This is a genomic window from Streptomyces sp. NPDC050439 (assembly GCF_040655335.1).
Classification (GTDB): domain Bacteria; phylum Actinomycetota; class Actinomycetes; order Streptomycetales; family Streptomycetaceae; genus Streptomyces.
On sequence record NZ_JBFAJT010000011.1, the window covers coordinates 251,421 to 265,339 of the forward strand.

12 protein-coding genes are annotated in these 13,919 nt (G+C 70.6%); 5 read left to right on the top strand and 7 right to left on the bottom strand.

Annotated elements, in window-relative coordinates:
- Nucleotides 1–43: 43 nt before the first annotated feature.
- The 4 genes from AB0I66_RS37770 to AB0I66_RS37785 all read right to left on the bottom strand — a co-directional run bounded on the left by AB0I66_RS37770 (nucleotide 44) and on the right by AB0I66_RS37785 (nucleotide 4,264).
- Nucleotides 44–1,222 (bottom strand): hypothetical protein, encoded by a 1,179-nt coding sequence (locus AB0I66_RS37770; protein WP_363212584.1) that lies wholly within the window; start codon nucleotides 1,220–1,222, stop codon nucleotides 44–46.
- The gene (locus AB0I66_RS37775; protein WP_363212585.1) at nucleotides 1,204–2,163 is read right to left on the bottom strand and encodes an ATP-binding cassette domain-containing protein; all 960 of its coding nucleotides are present in this window, start codon (nucleotides 2,161–2,163) and stop codon (nucleotides 1,204–1,206) included. The genes AB0I66_RS37770 and AB0I66_RS37775 overlap by 19 nt, the downstream gene beginning before the upstream one ends.
- Nucleotides 2,164–2,387: 224 nt before the next feature.
- The gene (locus AB0I66_RS37780; RefSeq protein WP_363212586.1) at nucleotides 2,388–3,767 is read right to left on the bottom strand and encodes an aspartate aminotransferase family protein; all 1,380 of its coding nucleotides are present in this window, start codon (nucleotides 3,765–3,767) and stop codon (nucleotides 2,388–2,390) included.
- Entirely contained in the window at nucleotides 3,752–4,264 is a 513-nt protein-coding gene (locus AB0I66_RS37785; RefSeq protein ID WP_363212587.1) for an Lrp/AsnC family transcriptional regulator, read from the bottom strand. Before AB0I66_RS37785 ends, AB0I66_RS37780 begins: the two co-directional genes overlap by 16 nt.
- A gap of 161 nt (nucleotides 4,265–4,425) precedes the next feature.
- Here AB0I66_RS37785 and AB0I66_RS37790 point away from each other — a divergent pair, with 161 nt between their 5' ends.
- From AB0I66_RS37790 to AB0I66_RS37800, 3 genes are all read left to right on the top strand, one after another.
- A complete protein-coding gene (locus AB0I66_RS37790) occupies nucleotides 4,426–5,865 on the top strand; it encodes a gamma-aminobutyraldehyde dehydrogenase (protein WP_363212588.1) in 1,440 nt (479 codons plus the stop codon).
- A gap of 185 nt (nucleotides 5,866–6,050) precedes the next feature.
- Nucleotides 6,051–8,666, top strand: coding sequence for an MXAN_6230/SCO0854 family RING domain-containing protein (locus tag AB0I66_RS37795; protein WP_363212589.1), 2,616 nt, complete (start codon nucleotides 6,051–6,053; stop codon nucleotides 8,664–8,666).
- Nucleotides 8,667–8,765: 99 nt separating this feature from the next.
- Nucleotides 8,766–9,971: an extracellular solute-binding protein gene (locus AB0I66_RS37800; protein ID WP_363212590.1), complete on the top strand. Its 1,206-nt coding sequence runs from the start codon at nucleotides 8,766–8,768 to the stop codon at nucleotides 9,969–9,971.
- A 27-nt stretch (nucleotides 9,972–9,998) separates the two neighbouring features.
- Here the strand turns inward: AB0I66_RS37800 and AB0I66_RS37805 are convergent, their stop codons facing one another.
- Both AB0I66_RS37805 and AB0I66_RS37810 read right to left on the bottom strand, forming a co-directional pair.
- Complete coding sequence (locus AB0I66_RS37805; RefSeq protein ID WP_363212592.1) at nucleotides 9,999–10,466, bottom strand: hypothetical protein; 468 nt, start codon at nucleotides 10,464–10,466, stop codon at nucleotides 9,999–10,001.
- An 18-nt stretch (nucleotides 10,467–10,484) separates the two neighbouring features.
- A complete protein-coding gene (locus tag AB0I66_RS37810; protein ID WP_363212593.1) occupies nucleotides 10,485–10,964 on the bottom strand; it encodes a hypothetical protein in 480 nt (159 codons plus the stop codon).
- Nucleotides 10,965–11,089: 125 nt separating this feature from the next.
- On the opposite strand from AB0I66_RS37810, the gene AB0I66_RS37815 reads away from it, so the two are divergent.
- Both AB0I66_RS37815 and AB0I66_RS37820 read left to right on the top strand, forming a co-directional pair.
- Nucleotides 11,090–11,938, top strand: coding sequence for a hypothetical protein (locus AB0I66_RS37815; protein WP_363212594.1), 849 nt, complete (start codon nucleotides 11,090–11,092; stop codon nucleotides 11,936–11,938).
- Complete coding sequence (locus AB0I66_RS37820; protein WP_363212595.1) at nucleotides 11,935–12,618, top strand: class F sortase; 684 nt, start codon at nucleotides 11,935–11,937, stop codon at nucleotides 12,616–12,618. Before AB0I66_RS37815 ends, AB0I66_RS37820 begins: the two co-directional genes overlap by 4 nt.
- A gap of 16 nt (nucleotides 12,619–12,634) precedes the next feature.
- Here AB0I66_RS37820 and AB0I66_RS37825 read toward each other — a convergent pair whose 3' ends face one another.
- On the bottom strand, nucleotides 12,635–13,813 hold the full coding sequence (locus tag AB0I66_RS37825; RefSeq protein WP_363212596.1) for a serine hydrolase domain-containing protein: 1,179 nt from the start codon (nucleotides 13,811–13,813) through the stop codon (nucleotides 12,635–12,637).
- Nucleotides 13,814–13,919 lie beyond the last annotated feature (106 nt).

Sequence of the window (13,919 nt, forward strand, 5' to 3'; positions counted from 1 at the left end):
CGGCGACTCCTCAGCAGCCCCTCAGCGACTCCTCAGCAGCTCCTCAGCCCGTCAGCGGCAGTGCCGCCAGCTGTGCGACCACCCATGTCAGCGGGCCGAACACGGCCGCGAGCACGCCCGCCCGCAGCGCCGCGGTGCCGCGCAGCATCGACGTCGGTGCCCCGAGCTGGAGCAGTGCCGATGTCGTCTCGGAGCGGGCGTGCTTGGCCTCGACGGCGGCCGTGGCCAGGGTGAGGACCGCGCAGCCCGCGACCAGCAGCGACCCGAGCGCGGTCAGCGGACCGACGGCCGGCCGCTCGCCGGAGTAGAGCGTGAGCGCCGCGTACGCCGCGGAGCCCACCACACAGAGCACCCCCAGCGGCCGCCCGATCCGCCGGGCCTCCTCCTGCAGCCCGCGCCCGGCCAGGAGCCGCATCGCTCCGGGCCTGGCCGCCTGCAGGATGCGCCCGCACAGGTACGTGAGGCCGGGTCCCGCGAGGGCGAGGCCGACCGCCGTGAGCGCCCACCCGGCGAGCACCCCCGCGGGGCTGCCGGTCAGACCGCCCGGCAGCGTCAGGTTCGAGGTGCCGGAGGCGCGGCTCGCGTACGCCTCGACGGCGAGGCCCGCCGCGAGGAGCGCGATGCCCCACGGCAGCCCGCTCGGCGGGGCGGCGGGTGCGTCCGGGTCCGCGGGTTCCTGCCGCTCGGCGCCCGGCTTGCCGCCGCGCTTGGTCGTCCGGGGGCGCAGGACGGCCGCGCTCGCGGCGGAGGCGGCCAGCGGCACCAGGGCGAGCAGGGTGAGCGCGGCGGCCAGCGGCAACGGCTGCCCGGCGGCGAGCAGTTCGGACGCGGCGCCGTCGAACGGCAGGCCCGTCAGATCGCCGCGCAGGTGCAGGAAGAACAGGAGCGCGACCATCGAGCCGAGTGTGCACGCCACGGCCGTGGAGATCGTGGCGAGCACCGTGAGCCTGGCGGGACCGAGCCCCACCGCGGAGAGCCCGGAGCGCGGCTTCGTCGCCGGGTCGGTGCGCGCGACGGTGACGGCGAAGTACACGGTGGCGGCGATCGGCGCGACGCACCAGGCGAGCCGCAGAACGGCCCCGCCGGACGCGTCCGGGTGGCCCATCGCGTACCCCAGCGTGCACAGCAGCAGGAAGCCGGTGCCGGCCGAGGCCGCGGCCACGAGCAGCCTGCGCAGCTGGACCAGGGGGTGGGCCCCGCGGGCTAGACGGAGAGCGAGCACGCGGCCCGGCCTTCCGCCTCGTCGGACTCGCCCTCGGCGGAAGCGGAGGCAGTGGAGGCAGCGGAGGCAGTAGAGGTAGCGGAGGTAGTAGAGGCCGTAGAGGTAGCAGAGGCGGCGTCAGCACCCGCCTCATCCCCGGCCTGCCCATCTCCCTCTGCTGCTTCCCTCGCTTCCCTCGAATCCCTCGGTTCCCTCGAATCCTCCGCGTCCCCTGTATCTCCCGTGTCCCCCGCCGCGCTCTCACCCGCCCCCGGCAGGTGCACCGTGTTCACGCGCCGTCCGTCGAGCAGCGTGACCGTACGGTCGGCGAGGGCGGCGATCTCCGCGTCGTGGGTGGCGAGGACGACCGTGATGCCGTGCGAGCGGGCCGCGGTCGTCAGCGTGCGCAGGACGTGGGCGCGGTCGGCGCGGTACAGCGGTGCCGTCGGCTCGTCGGCGAAGATCACGGACGGCATGGTGACCAGGGAGCGGGCGATGGCGATGCGCTGGCGCTGGGCCTGGAGCAGCGCGTGCGGCCGCTTGCGGGCGCAGTCACCGATGTCGAGGCGGTCGAGCCACTCCTGGGCCGTGGCCTTGGAGGCCCGGTGCGAGGAGCCGCGCAGCATCAGCGGCAGCGCGACGTTCTCCCGGGCCGTGAGCTCGGGGACGAGGTGCGGCTCCGGGTCGATCCAGCCGAAGCGGTCGCGGCGCAGGCGTTCGCGGACGACCGGGCTCATCGTGTGCACCGGCGTGCTGTTGAACCAGACCTCGCCCTGCTGGGGCAGGAGCTGGCCGGAGAGACAGCGCAGAAGAGTCGTTTTGCCGCTGCCGCGCGGGCCGGTGACGGCGAGGATCTCGCCCTCGCGGACACCGATCGATACGCCGGTGAGCGCGGGTGAGCCGTTGTGCGTGACGTGCAAGGCGCGTGCCCACAGCACGTCGTTGTCCGGCGGGGCCACCATCACGTACACCTCGGTTCAGATCAGTTTGCCTCCCCCGTACGGGGGAACGAAGGCGGGGCCGATCGGTCACTGGGCACGCTAGGGATCCAGGCCGTGCTGCCTGGAAAAGACGCGGCCCGGGGGCGTCCGTTCTCACTCGAACGGGCGCCCCCGGGGACGGTGTTGATCACTCGATCACACTATGGATCCCTGTGGAGCCGTAGGAGCTCCATGGGTTCCTGGGATCAGAGCTTCGTCCACGCCTCCGTGAGGACGTGGCGCAGGATGCCCTCGATCTCGTCGAAGGTCTCCTGGGTGGAGATCAGCGGCGGGGCGAGCTGGACGACCGGGTCGCCACGGTCGTCGGCGCGGCAGTACAGGCCGTTCTCGTACAGCGCCTTGGAGAGGAAGCCGTACAGGACGCGCTCGGTCTCCTCGTCGTTGAACGTCTCCTTGGTGGCCTTGTCCTTCACGAGCTCGATGCCGTAGAAGAAGCCGTTGCCGCGGACGTCGCCGACGATCGGCAGGTCGTGCAGCTTGCGCAGGGTCTGGTAGAACGCGTCCTCGTTGTCGAGGACGTGCTGGTTGAGACCCTCCTTCTCGAAGATGTCGAGGTTGGCGATGCCGACCGCGGCGGAGACCGGGTGGCCGCCGAAGGTGTAGCCGTGCAGGAAGGTGTTGTCGCCCTTGTAGAACGGCTCGGCGAGCTTGTCCGAGATGATGCAGGCGCCGATCGGGGAGTAGCCCGAGGTCATGCCCTTGGCGCAGGTGATCATGTCCGGGACGTAGCCGAACTTGTCACAGGCGAACATCGTGCCGAGGCGGCCGAAGGCGCAGATGACCTCGTCCGAGACGAGCAGCACGTCGTACTTGTCGCAGATCTCGCGCACGCGCTGGAAGTAGCCGGGCGGGGGCGGGAAGCAGCCGCCCGCGTTCTGTACCGGCTCCAGGAACACGGCGGCGACCGTCTCGGGGCCCTCGAAGAGGATCTCCTGCTCGATCTGGTCGGCGGCCCAGCGGCCGAAGGCCTCGGGGTCGTCGCCGTGGATCGGCGCGCGGTAGATGTTCGTGTTCGGCACCTTGTGCGCGCCCGGGACGAGCGGCTCGAAGGGGGCCTTGAGGGCCGGCAGGCCGGTGATGGACAGGGCGCCCTGCGGGGTGCCGTGGTAGGCGACCGCGCGCGAGATGACCTTGTACTTCGTGTGGTTGCCGGTGAGCTTGTGGTACTGCTTCGCCAGCTTCCACGCGGTCTCGACGGCCTCGCCGCCACCGGTGGTGAAGAAGACCTTGTTGAGGTCGCCGGGCGCGTGGTTGGCCAAACGTTCCGCCAGCTCGACGGCCTTCGGGTGGGCGTAGCTCCACACCGGGAAGAAGGCCAGCTCCTGCGCCTGCTTGTAGGCGGTTTCGGCGAGCTCGTGGCGGCCGTGGCCCGCATTGACGACGAAGAGGCCGGACAGGCCGTCCAGGTACTTCTTGCCCTTGTCGTCGTAGATGTAGGTGCCCTCGCCACGCACGATGGTGGGCACGGGTGCGTTCTCGTAGTCCGACATGCGGGTGAAGTGCATCCACAAGTGGTCGTACGCGGTTTGGCTGAGGTCCTTGCTCACGGCTATCGGGTTCCCCACATATAGGTCTGCTTCTTGAGCTTCAGATAGACGAAGCTCTCGGTGGAGCGCACGCCGGGGAGGGCGCGGATGCGCTTGTTGATCACTTCGAGAAGGTGGTCGTCGTCCTCGCAGACGACCTCCACCATCAGGTCGAAGGAGCCCGCGGTCATCACCACGTACTCACACTCGGCCATGGCCGTCAGCGCCTCAGCGACGGGATCCAGGTCGCCCTCGACGTTGATGCCGACCATGGCCTGGCGACGGAATCCCACGGTGAGCGGGTCCGTGACGGCGACGATCTGCATCACGCCCTGGTCGAGCAGCTTCTGGACGCGTTGGCGCACGGCCGCTTCGGACAGGCCCACGGCCTTGCCGATGGCGGCGTACGGACGGCGTCCGTCCTCCTGAAGCTGCTCGATGATCGCCAGGGAGACGGCGTCGATGGGAGAAGAGCCGTTCCCGTGTCGGGAACTACTGGAATCTGCGCTGCGACTGGCCACGACCCCATGGTGCACAGGAGTCGACAGTTCCGCAAGGTCAGATCGATGAAATTCGTTGTCTGAAGCTTCAATCGTCACGGATTTCGCAGTTCTGGGCCTCCGGGTATGTTGAAAGCGTCGGTACACCGACTAGGGTGGGTGTCTCATCCACTGGACATCTGACTGGAGGGCCGGAAGTGACCACCGAGCTGCGCCGTCTGCGTAACTACATCGACGGAGAATTCCGGGACGCCGCCGACGGCCGGACCACCGAGGTGGTCAACCCCGCCAACGGCGAGCCCTACGCCACCGCGCCCCTGTCGGGGCAGGCCGACGTCGACGCCGCGATGGAGGCGGCCGCCGCCGCGTTCCCCGCCTGGCGTGACCTGACGCCCGCCGAGCGCCAGAAGGCCCTGCTGAAGATCGCCGACGCCTTCGAGGAGCGCGCCGAGGAGCTCATCGCGGCCGAGGTCGAGAACACGGGCAAGCCGACCGGCCTCACGCGGTCCGAGGAAATCCCGCCCATGGTCGACCAGATCCGCTTCTTCGCGGGTGCGGCCCGGATGCTCGAAGGCCGCGCGGCCGGCGAGTACATGGAGGGTCTGACCTCCATCATCCGCCGCGAGCCGATCGGCGTCTGCGCGCAGGTCGCGCCGTGGAACTACCCGATGATGATGGGCGTATGGAAGTTCGCCCCGGCGCTCGCCGCGGGCAACACCGTCGTCCTCAAGCCCTCGGACACGACCCCCGCGTCGACCGTCCTGATGGCCGAGATCATCGGCTCGATCGTCCCCAAGGGCGTCTTCAACGTCGTCTGCGGCGACCGTGACACCGGTCGCGCGATGGTCGAGCACAACACCCCGGCGATGGCCTCCATCACCGGCTCCGTGCGTGCCGGCATGCAGGTCGCCGAGTCTGCCTCCAAGGACCTCAAGCGGGTCCACCTGGAGCTGGGCGGCAAGGCGCCGGTCGTCGTCTTCGAGGACGCCGACCTCGCCAAGGCCGTCGAGGACATCTCCGTGGCGGGCTTCTTCAACGCGGGCCAGGACTGTACGGCCGCCACGCGCGTGCTCGTGCACGAGTCCATCCACGACGAGTTCGTGACCGCGCTCGCCAAGGCCGCGGCCGACACGAAGACCGGCCAGCCGGACGACGAGGACGTGCTCTTCGGCCCGCTCAACAACGCCAACCAGCTCAAGCAGGTCTCCGGCTTCATCGACCGTCTTCCGGCGCACGCCAAGGTCGAGGCGGGCGGTCAGCGGGTCGGCGAGAAGGGCTTCTTCTACGCCCCGACCGTCGTCTCGGGCCTGAAGCAGGACGACGAGATCATCCAGAACGAGGTCTTCGGCCCGGTCATCACCGTCCAGTCCTTCACGGACGAGGAGCAGGCCGTCTCGTACGCGAACGGCGTGGACTACGCCCTGGCCTCCTCGGTCTGGACGCAGAACCACGCGCGCGCCATGCGCATGTCCAAGGTCCTCGACTTCGGCTGCGTCTGGATCAACACGCACATCCCGCTGGTCGCGGAGATGCCGCACGGCGGCTTCAAGAAGTCCGGCTACGGCAAGGACCTCTCGGCGTACGGCTTCGACGACTACACGCGCATCAAGCACGTGATGACGTCCATCGAGGGCTGAGCCCGCCCAAACCCGGGCCGCTCGGGCCTCCGCTAATTGAGATGCCCGGCCCCGCCGCCCCCGCGTACCGTCATGTACGCGGGGGCGGCTCCGTGGTGTGCTTCCTTCTTTCTCATCTCTGCAAAAGATCCGTAGCGCACCCACTCTCCGCCCCCGCTTGTCTGTACCCACGGGGGTGGAACCTGATGATGACGACGGCTGACGATCTCGCCGGGCTGCTGCTGCGCCGCCGGCAGAGCGTGTACGTGCCCTCCGGCGCCGGACGGTCCGCCGAGACCGCCGCCGCCGTGGTCGTCCTGGAGGCCGAACTCGCCGACCGCGGGCACCTGTTGACCGCGCCGCTGCGCCGCGCGCTGACCGAGCTCTCCGTCGCCGACCTCGCCGCGACCGGCATGAAGCTGCTCGCCGACGTCGACGCGCTGATGGGGTCCGACCGGCGGCACGCGCCGCTGTTCCGGCGCTTCCCCGACGAGATCGCGTACCAGCCCGCGTACGACCGCTACACCTCCCTCGTCGCCGAACACCTCGCCGCCCAACCGCACCAGCCCTGCATGAACTGCGCGGGCACCAAGGCGCGCGTCCGTGCGCTCAAGCCGTGCGCGCATCTGCTGTGCGACGACTGCCACCGCAAGGAACTGGACACGGGCTGCTGCGACGACTGCTGCGTCTGGTACGCCTGCCCCGTCTGCGAGAACCGCTACGAGACCGACGGGCCCACCGACCCCTGGCTCGACACCGGGGCCGGCCGGGGCGGTGACAGCGGCGAGATCCTGCGCGCCCTGCGCCTCGGCGCACCCGGTGACGCAGCCGCCGAGCTCGCCGCGCTGCTCGCCCGCCGTACGCCCCTGAACCCGCAGGACCACGACGATCTGGTGCTGCTGCTCGGGTACGCGGCTGCCGCCGACGCCACCGACTGGCTCCCGGCCGAGATCCCGTTGCGCGAGAGCAAGGCGCTCGCCCTCGCGCCGCTGCTCGACGTGCCGGACCTGCGCCCGCTGGTCATGCGGCACGCCGACACCGCCACCGATGTCCTTCGCATCCTCGTCGTACGTTCCGGGGGCGACCCCGATCTCCTCGAACTGCCGCGCGTGCGTGGGGTCCCGCGGCCCGTACGACGTGAACTGCTCGCTCTGCTCGACGGGTTCGACCTGCGGCGCCTCACTGAGGACATGGCCCGCAACCCGATGGGCTGGAAGCGGGTCGGCGAAATACTGCATCCCTTCGAGCAGGCCCACCGGCACGCGCGCGTGGCGCTCGCCTTCGCCGTCCTGCGCGGGACGCGCATCGGCGACAGCGTCCTCTCCGAGGTGCTGCTCGCCGAAGCCGCACGCCACGACGACGTCCGCATCGAGGGCGACCGGCTGCGGATCTCCACCTGGCAGGGGCGGGTCGAGGAGGCCATCGGCCGCTGGGACACGGTGACCGCGGCCGGGCTGCTGCGTGAGCGTCCCGGTGAACTCCTGCGCCGCCTTGACCTGTTGCTGGCCCGGTCGGGCGCCGCGACCCTGCCGGAGGCGGTGGGTGACGCGCTCGCGGACGCCCTGCCCCGCTCCGGGCCCGGCCCGCTGCTCGGCGCGTACGGCCGCATGAAGGTCCGCGCCGAGCCGGGGCACCGTCGCGTCTTCTTCCCGCGAGGACGCGTCACCCAGGCGTACGCGATCGACGACGACCGGCCGCCGCTGCCGCCCCGGGTGGCGGGGCGTGCCGGTGAGCTGATCGCGGCGGAGGCCGTGCGACGGCTTGCCGCGGGCTCGGAGGGCTCGGAGGGCGAGCGGTACGACGTCGCCGTCCTGGATGCCGCGCTCGACGATCTGCCGGTGCCGTTCGCCGAGCGTGCCTCCGCCGCCTCGCTGGTCGCCGTGCCGCGCGGCAGCTCGCTGCCCATGCCCGCGGACAGCGAGACCGTGCGGCTCTTCCTGCACTGGTTGCAGCCCAAGGGCAAGCGTGTCGACCTCGACCTCTCCGTCGCGCTCTACGACGACCTGTGGCGCTTCGTCGGCCTGTGCGACTACACGCACCTGACGTACGCGGGCGACGCCGCCCGGCACTCCGGGGACCTGACGTCGGCACCCGCCCCGCACGGCGCGACCGAGTACCTGGACCTCGACCTGCCGCGGCTGGCCAATGCGGGGGTGCGCTTCGTGGTGCCCGCTGTCCTCTCGTACAACAACGTGCCCTTCGACGAACTCCCGGACGCCTTCGCGGGGTTCATGGCGGTGGAGGGCACGGGGCGTGCTGTCTACGACCCACGCACCGTGCGGCAGCGCTTCGACCTCGCGGGTGATGCCGCGCTGCGCGTGCCGATGATCGTCGACCTGCGCTCGCGCCGCGCCTGGTGGGCCGACGTCACCCTCGGCACGGGCGAGGGCAACCACGACGTGTGGCGTTACCGCAAGCAGCTCGGCCGCATGGGCAACGACCTGCTCGACACTTTCCAGCCGCGCGGCCGGGCCACGCTGTGGGACCTCGCCTGCTGGACCGCGGCGGCCCGCACCGAAGGACCGGTGTACGTGCGCGGCCGTGGCCACGTCCTGTGGGGCTACCGCCGTGCCGACGACGAGCCGCGCGCCGACTTCGCGCTGCGGGTCCGCGACGGCTGGGAGCCGGACGAGCTGCGCGCGGAGGCGGTTCCTGAGCTGGCGGGCCGCCGTGCCCTTCTGGCCCTGCTGTACGGGGAGTTGGAGGGGGCGTCCGAGGTCGCGTCCGGCACGGTGTACCGCCTCTACCCGGGGCCGGTTGACGCCTCCCCGCTGGATAGGATCACGGCGGGGGATCTGGCGGGATGGCTGGCGCCGGTGTGAGGAGGGCCGGCCTCCGATCGACAGGGTGTCGGTTCCGGGCCGCTCGGCTCGACGCAGCGTCCATTGCCTGTACGTGACACGCAGGAGCATGCTGCCGAGGTGCGAGCGAATCCCAGTGCCTCCTCAGTCTCCCGTCGGCCGGTCTCTCGCCGGTCCCTGCTGCGTGCTCTCGGTGGCGGGGCGGCCGTCAGTACGCTCGCGGGCTGCGGTGTGCCCGCCGCGTACATCGCTCCCGGCGAGCGTGCCGCGGGGGACCGCTCGCGGCGGGACAAGACGCTGACCTTCGCCAACTGGCCGCTCTACATCGACACCGACGACGATGACGCGACGAAGCGGCCCTCGCTCGACGCCTTCGAGAAGCGGACCGGCATCGACGTCCGCTACACGGAGGAGATCAACGACAACGACGAGTTCTTCGGCAAGATCAGCCCGTCCCTGATGAACCACCAGGAGACCGGCCGCGACCTCATCGTCATCAGCGACTGGATGTGCGCGCGCTTCGTGCGGCTCGGCTGGGTCCAGGAGATGGACCGCGCGCGGCAGCCGAACGTCACCAAGTACCTGGACCCGCTGCTGCGTTCGCCGCACTTCGACCCGGGGCGCAAGCACACCGTGCCCTGGCAGTCGGGCATCACCGGCATCGCGTACAACAAGCGCAGGCTGGGCCGGGAGATCAAGCACGTGTCCGACCTCTGGGCCGACGACCTCAAGGGCAAGGTCACGCTGCTCTCCGGTCTCGACGAGGCGTTCGCGCTGCTCATGCAGGGGGACGGGGTCGACATCAAGAAGTGGAAGGCGGACGACTTCCACCGCATGTGCGACCGGGTGGAGAAGCTGGTGGCCTCGAAGCACGTCCGCCGCTTCACCGGCAACGACTACATCAAGGACTTGTCGAGCGGCGACGTCCTGGCGTGCCAGGCCTACAGCGGTGACGTCATCCAGCTCCAGGCGGACGACCCGGACATCGAGTTCGTCGTCCCCGAGGAGGGGGCAGAGCTGTGGGCGGAATCCCTGATGATCCCGAACCTGGCCCGCCACAAGCAGAACGCGGAACGGCTCATCGACTACTACTACGACCCCGAGGTGGCCGCGGAGCTCGCCGCCTGGGTCAACTACGTCTGCCCGGTGCCCGCCGCGCGCGACGTCCTCGCCTCGTCCAAGGACAAGGAGCTGGCGGCGCTCGCCGAGGACCCGCTGATCTTCCCGGACGACGCGATGCGGGGGCGGCTCGCGATCGCGCGGGACATCACGTCGAAGGAGCGGACGGAGTTCGCGAAGCGGTGGAACGCGATAGCGGGGTTGTAGCGGGGCTCGGGCTTGGGGAGATCCCGCTCATGAGGGGCGTCGGCGCAGGGCCTTCCGGACGGTGTCGGCCCCGTCCTCGCACAGCATTCCCCAGTACTCCAGCTTGTCCGCCACGGTCATCCGTACGGTCTGCCACTTGAACCAGAGGGGAAGCTGCCGGAACGGCACGAAACCCAGGGTGTCCCTGAGGGCGTGCTCGGCGAAGCCGCCGGGGCCCTCGGCGCGCAGCGCGGCGAACAGCTCCGGGATCAGCGCGCCGTTGAGCCGGGCCGCATGGCCTGCCGCGGTGAAGCCGAATCCTCGCTGGCCGTGGTCCGGCAGCCGCATCGCGCGGATGATGCGGGGTGAGGCCTCCGCCAGCGTGCAGTTGAAGGCAAGGCCGATGGCGGCTGTGCCGAGGCTGCGCTCGCCGCGGGCGTACGCCGCGTCCCACTCGGCGGGGTCGTCGAGGGCCAGCAGGCTTTCGCCGCGTTCCCAGTCCCACTTGGCCGCCATGGCCATGCTTCCTTTCCATCAGTGTCGTGAACGGCGGCGGTGCAGAGCCGTGCGGATGTCCTCGGCCGCGTACGTGGCGTTCAGCCGCCAGGTCTCCAGCTTGTCCCGCACCTTCGACGCGACCTTGCGCCACTTGAACCACGGGGGCAGGTCCCGGAACGGCACGAACGTCAGTGTGTCGTCCACCGCGTTCTCGGCCAAGCCGCGATGACCCTCCGCCCGCAGGGCGGCGTACAGCTGCGGGGTGAGTGCGTTGTTGAGGCGGGCCGCGGTGCCCGCCGCGGTGTACGCGAATCCCCGCTGGCCGTGGTCCGGCAGCCGCATCGCCCGGATGATGCGGGGTGAGGCCTCCGCCAGCGTGCAGTTGAAGGCAAGGCCGATGGCGGCTGTGCCGAGGCTGCGCTCGCCGCGGGCGTACGCCGCGTCCCACTCGGCGGGGTCGTCGAGGCCCAGCAGGCCTTCGCCGCTCTCCCAGTTCCACTCGGCCGCCATGGTCATGCCTCCGTCCTTCGGGACCTGAACTCTCACGTTGGATTTGAACACCCACGAGTCCCGTTCCGTTTCATAGGTAACTGCATGGCTCGTGCGGCCCTCCCGTCCGGGTGCCGCGGAAAAGGACGAACTTGATGATCAAGCGAACCGGCCTTCTCGTGGGGCTCGCCGCTCTGCCCGCCGCTCTCCTCACCGTGGTCGTCTCGTCCCCGGTGTTCGCGGCGGACCCCCCGGCCTACCAGATCGACCTGGGCCCGCTGAACGACTCCGGCTCCACGGGGACAGCCCTCCTGAGCCTGCGCGGCAACGCGTTGACCGTGTGGATCAAGTCCGAGGGCCTGGTGCCGGGGCAGCCATCGGCGCAGCACCTGCACGGTTCCACCGACGGGCACGACTTCCAGTGCCCGGACGACGGTGACGACACCAACGGCGACGGCGTCCTGAACAACACCGAGGCCACCGTCCACTACGGCGATATCAACATCTCGCTGACCGAGTCCGGCGCCACCGACGCGGCCAGCGGCCTCGCCGTGGACCGGATGCCGGTCGCCGACGCGCAGGGCAAGGTCTCCTACAAGCGCACCATCACCGTGGGGCAGGACGTGGTCGAGCACATCAAGGACCTGCACATCGTGCAGCACGGCATCGACCCCAACGACAACGGCAAGTACGACTTCGAGGGCGCCGGCAAGAGCGAACTCGACCCGAAGCTTCCGCAGGAGGCCACCGCTCCGACCAACTGCGGGGTGGTCAAGGGCGCGGCGGTCGGGTCCGTTCCCATCGGCGGGGTCGAGACCGGAGGGGGCGTGGAAGGCGTGGAGGGCGTGGAGGACCGTACGTCCACCGGTGTCGTGACCGGTGCCGCCGGGGCCGCGGCGGTGGCCGCCGCGGGGTCACTCGTGCTCGTCAGGCGGCGCATGACGACTCCGGTCCCGACCCCGGCAGCGGTCGCCGTCGCGAAGACCGGGGACGCCGCGTGAGCCGCTCGGCCTGGCGGGCGTGGACCGGGCTCCGACGTGCCTCCGCAGCCGCGATCGCCGCCGTCGCGGCGGCTCTGGTGCTCACCGCGTGCGCGGGCCCGGACGACACCGCCGCCGCGCCTGCCCCTCCCCGCCAGAGCGCGGCAGGGGAGGGCACGGCGGAGGGCAGCGCGGACGACGGAACCACGCCATCCGCCGAGCAGGACAAGGGCGTCCCCGAGGCCCTGAGCCGGTCGGCTCCGCAGCGCGTCGCCATCCCCTCCCTGGGAGTTTCCAGCGCGCTGGAGACGCTCGGGCAGGGCGGGGGCGGGGCGATGACGACGCCGAAGGATCCCGATCTGGCGGGCTGGTACGAACCGGGCCCCACCCCCGGCTCCAAGGGCCCGGCGGTGATCGCGGGCCATGTGACCTGGAACGGCGCTGACGCCGTCTTCAAGAAGCTGAAGTCGATGAAGGCCGGGGACACGATCGAGGTCACGCGGGAGGACGGCAAGACCGCCACCTTCGCGGTGGACCGTGTCGAGGAGTACCCGAAGAAGGAGTTTCCCACCCTGGAGGTCTACAAGAACATCGACCACGCGGGGCTGCGCCTGATCACCTGCGGCGGAGAGTTCGACGCGGACCGCAACTACTACCCCAACAACGTGACGGTGTTCGCGAGCATGACGGGCGTCGCGTAAGCGTGTTGACCTCGGCTCAGCCCCGCTGCATCGCCGCCAGGGCGATCCGCTCGGCGATCGGGTTCATGTCCTTCCCCTTGGCGTCGGTCGCGTTCACCGAGTAGGCGAGGGTCCGTGAGCCGCTCTCGGTGGAGGCGATCATGTTCGTGTAGCCGTAGCGGGAACCGGTCTTGAGCCAGACCACAGTGTCGTCGTCCAGTTCCATCCGCTGGAGCCCCGCGCCGAACATGGCCTTGGGGACGCCCGGCGCCAGCTCCGGCAGGGTGAGCATCTCCTTCAACTGCGGCTTGGGCAGGAGCTTTCCGTCGAACAGCGCCTGCGTGAAGACCTCCAGGTCGGCGGTGGAGGAGATCATGTCGCCCGCCGCGAAGCGGTCGTACTGATTCCACTCGGTGATGTCGACGAGCCGGGTGGTGCCGTCCGGCTGCTGCACGCTCTGGTATCCGCGGTTGTGCGGGCCGCGGATGCGGAGCTCGGTCCCGGGGAAGTAGGTGTCGCGCATATGCAGCGGCTTGAAGATCCGCTGCGCGGCCTGATCGGCGTACGAGTCCCCGGTGACCCGCTCGATGAGCATGCCGAGCACGGTGTAGCCGATGTTGCGGTAGTGCTGCTCGTCGCCGGGATCATGCTGCGGCCCCTTGGCGACGGCCGACGCGACGACCTTCCCGTAGTCCAACGTCTCGAAGCGGTGGGCGTACTCGTCGTCGAAGCCGTCGCCCGACTGCAGACCACTGGTGTAGTTGAGGAGGCTGCGCACGGGGACGGGCTTGAACCTCTTCTTCGGGTCCTCCTGCTTCGGGAACAGCTCCGGCATGTAGTGCTGCACCGGCTTGTCGAGGTCCAGTTCGCCGTCGGCGGCCAGCTGCAGCGCCACGGCGGCCGTCACGATCTTGGTCGTCGACCCGGCGCGGAAGCGCCCGTGCGGGTCGGCCTTTCTCCCCGTGACCAGGTCGTGTACGCCGGAACTTCCTCGCCACGACCCGTCCGTGCCGCCGACGCGGACCAGGGCGGCGGTCGCGTCGGCGTTCGGGAGGCCCTTGATCGCGGCACGCAGGGCCTTGCCGTCCGGCGCGGGCCCCTGCGAGGCGACCGCCGCGGGCGGGGTGTGCGCCTGCGCCAGGGCGGGGGCGGTCGCGGCGCCGGTGAGGCCGATGACGAGGGCGGCGGCGAGAGCGGTACGAGCGCGGAACTGCACGGTGTGACTCCAGGAGGGCTGCGGAAGGTGTGCCGTCCATCCTGGTGAGCCTGCGGGCAGGCCGGATCATCACTGGGGAGGGGCGAGGGCCCGGGGAATCCCGAGG

Bases quoted from the DNA above. Each gene is read 5' to 3' on its own strand.
- AB0I66_RS37775 (WP_363212585.1), bottom strand. From the start codon at position 2,163: ATGGTGGCCCCGCCGGACAACGACGTGCTGTGGGCACGCGCCTTGCAC.
- AB0I66_RS37795 (WP_363212589.1), top strand. From the start codon at position 6,051: ATGATGACGACGGCTGACGATCTCGCCGGGCTGCTGCTGCGCCGCCGG.
- AB0I66_RS37805 (WP_363212592.1), bottom strand. From the start codon at position 10,466: ATGGCGGCCAAGTGGGACTGGGAACGCGGCGAAAGCCTGCTGGCCCTC.
- AB0I66_RS37810 (WP_363212593.1), bottom strand. From the start codon at position 10,964: ATGACCATGGCGGCCGAGTGGAACTGGGAGAGCGGCGAAGGCCTGCTG.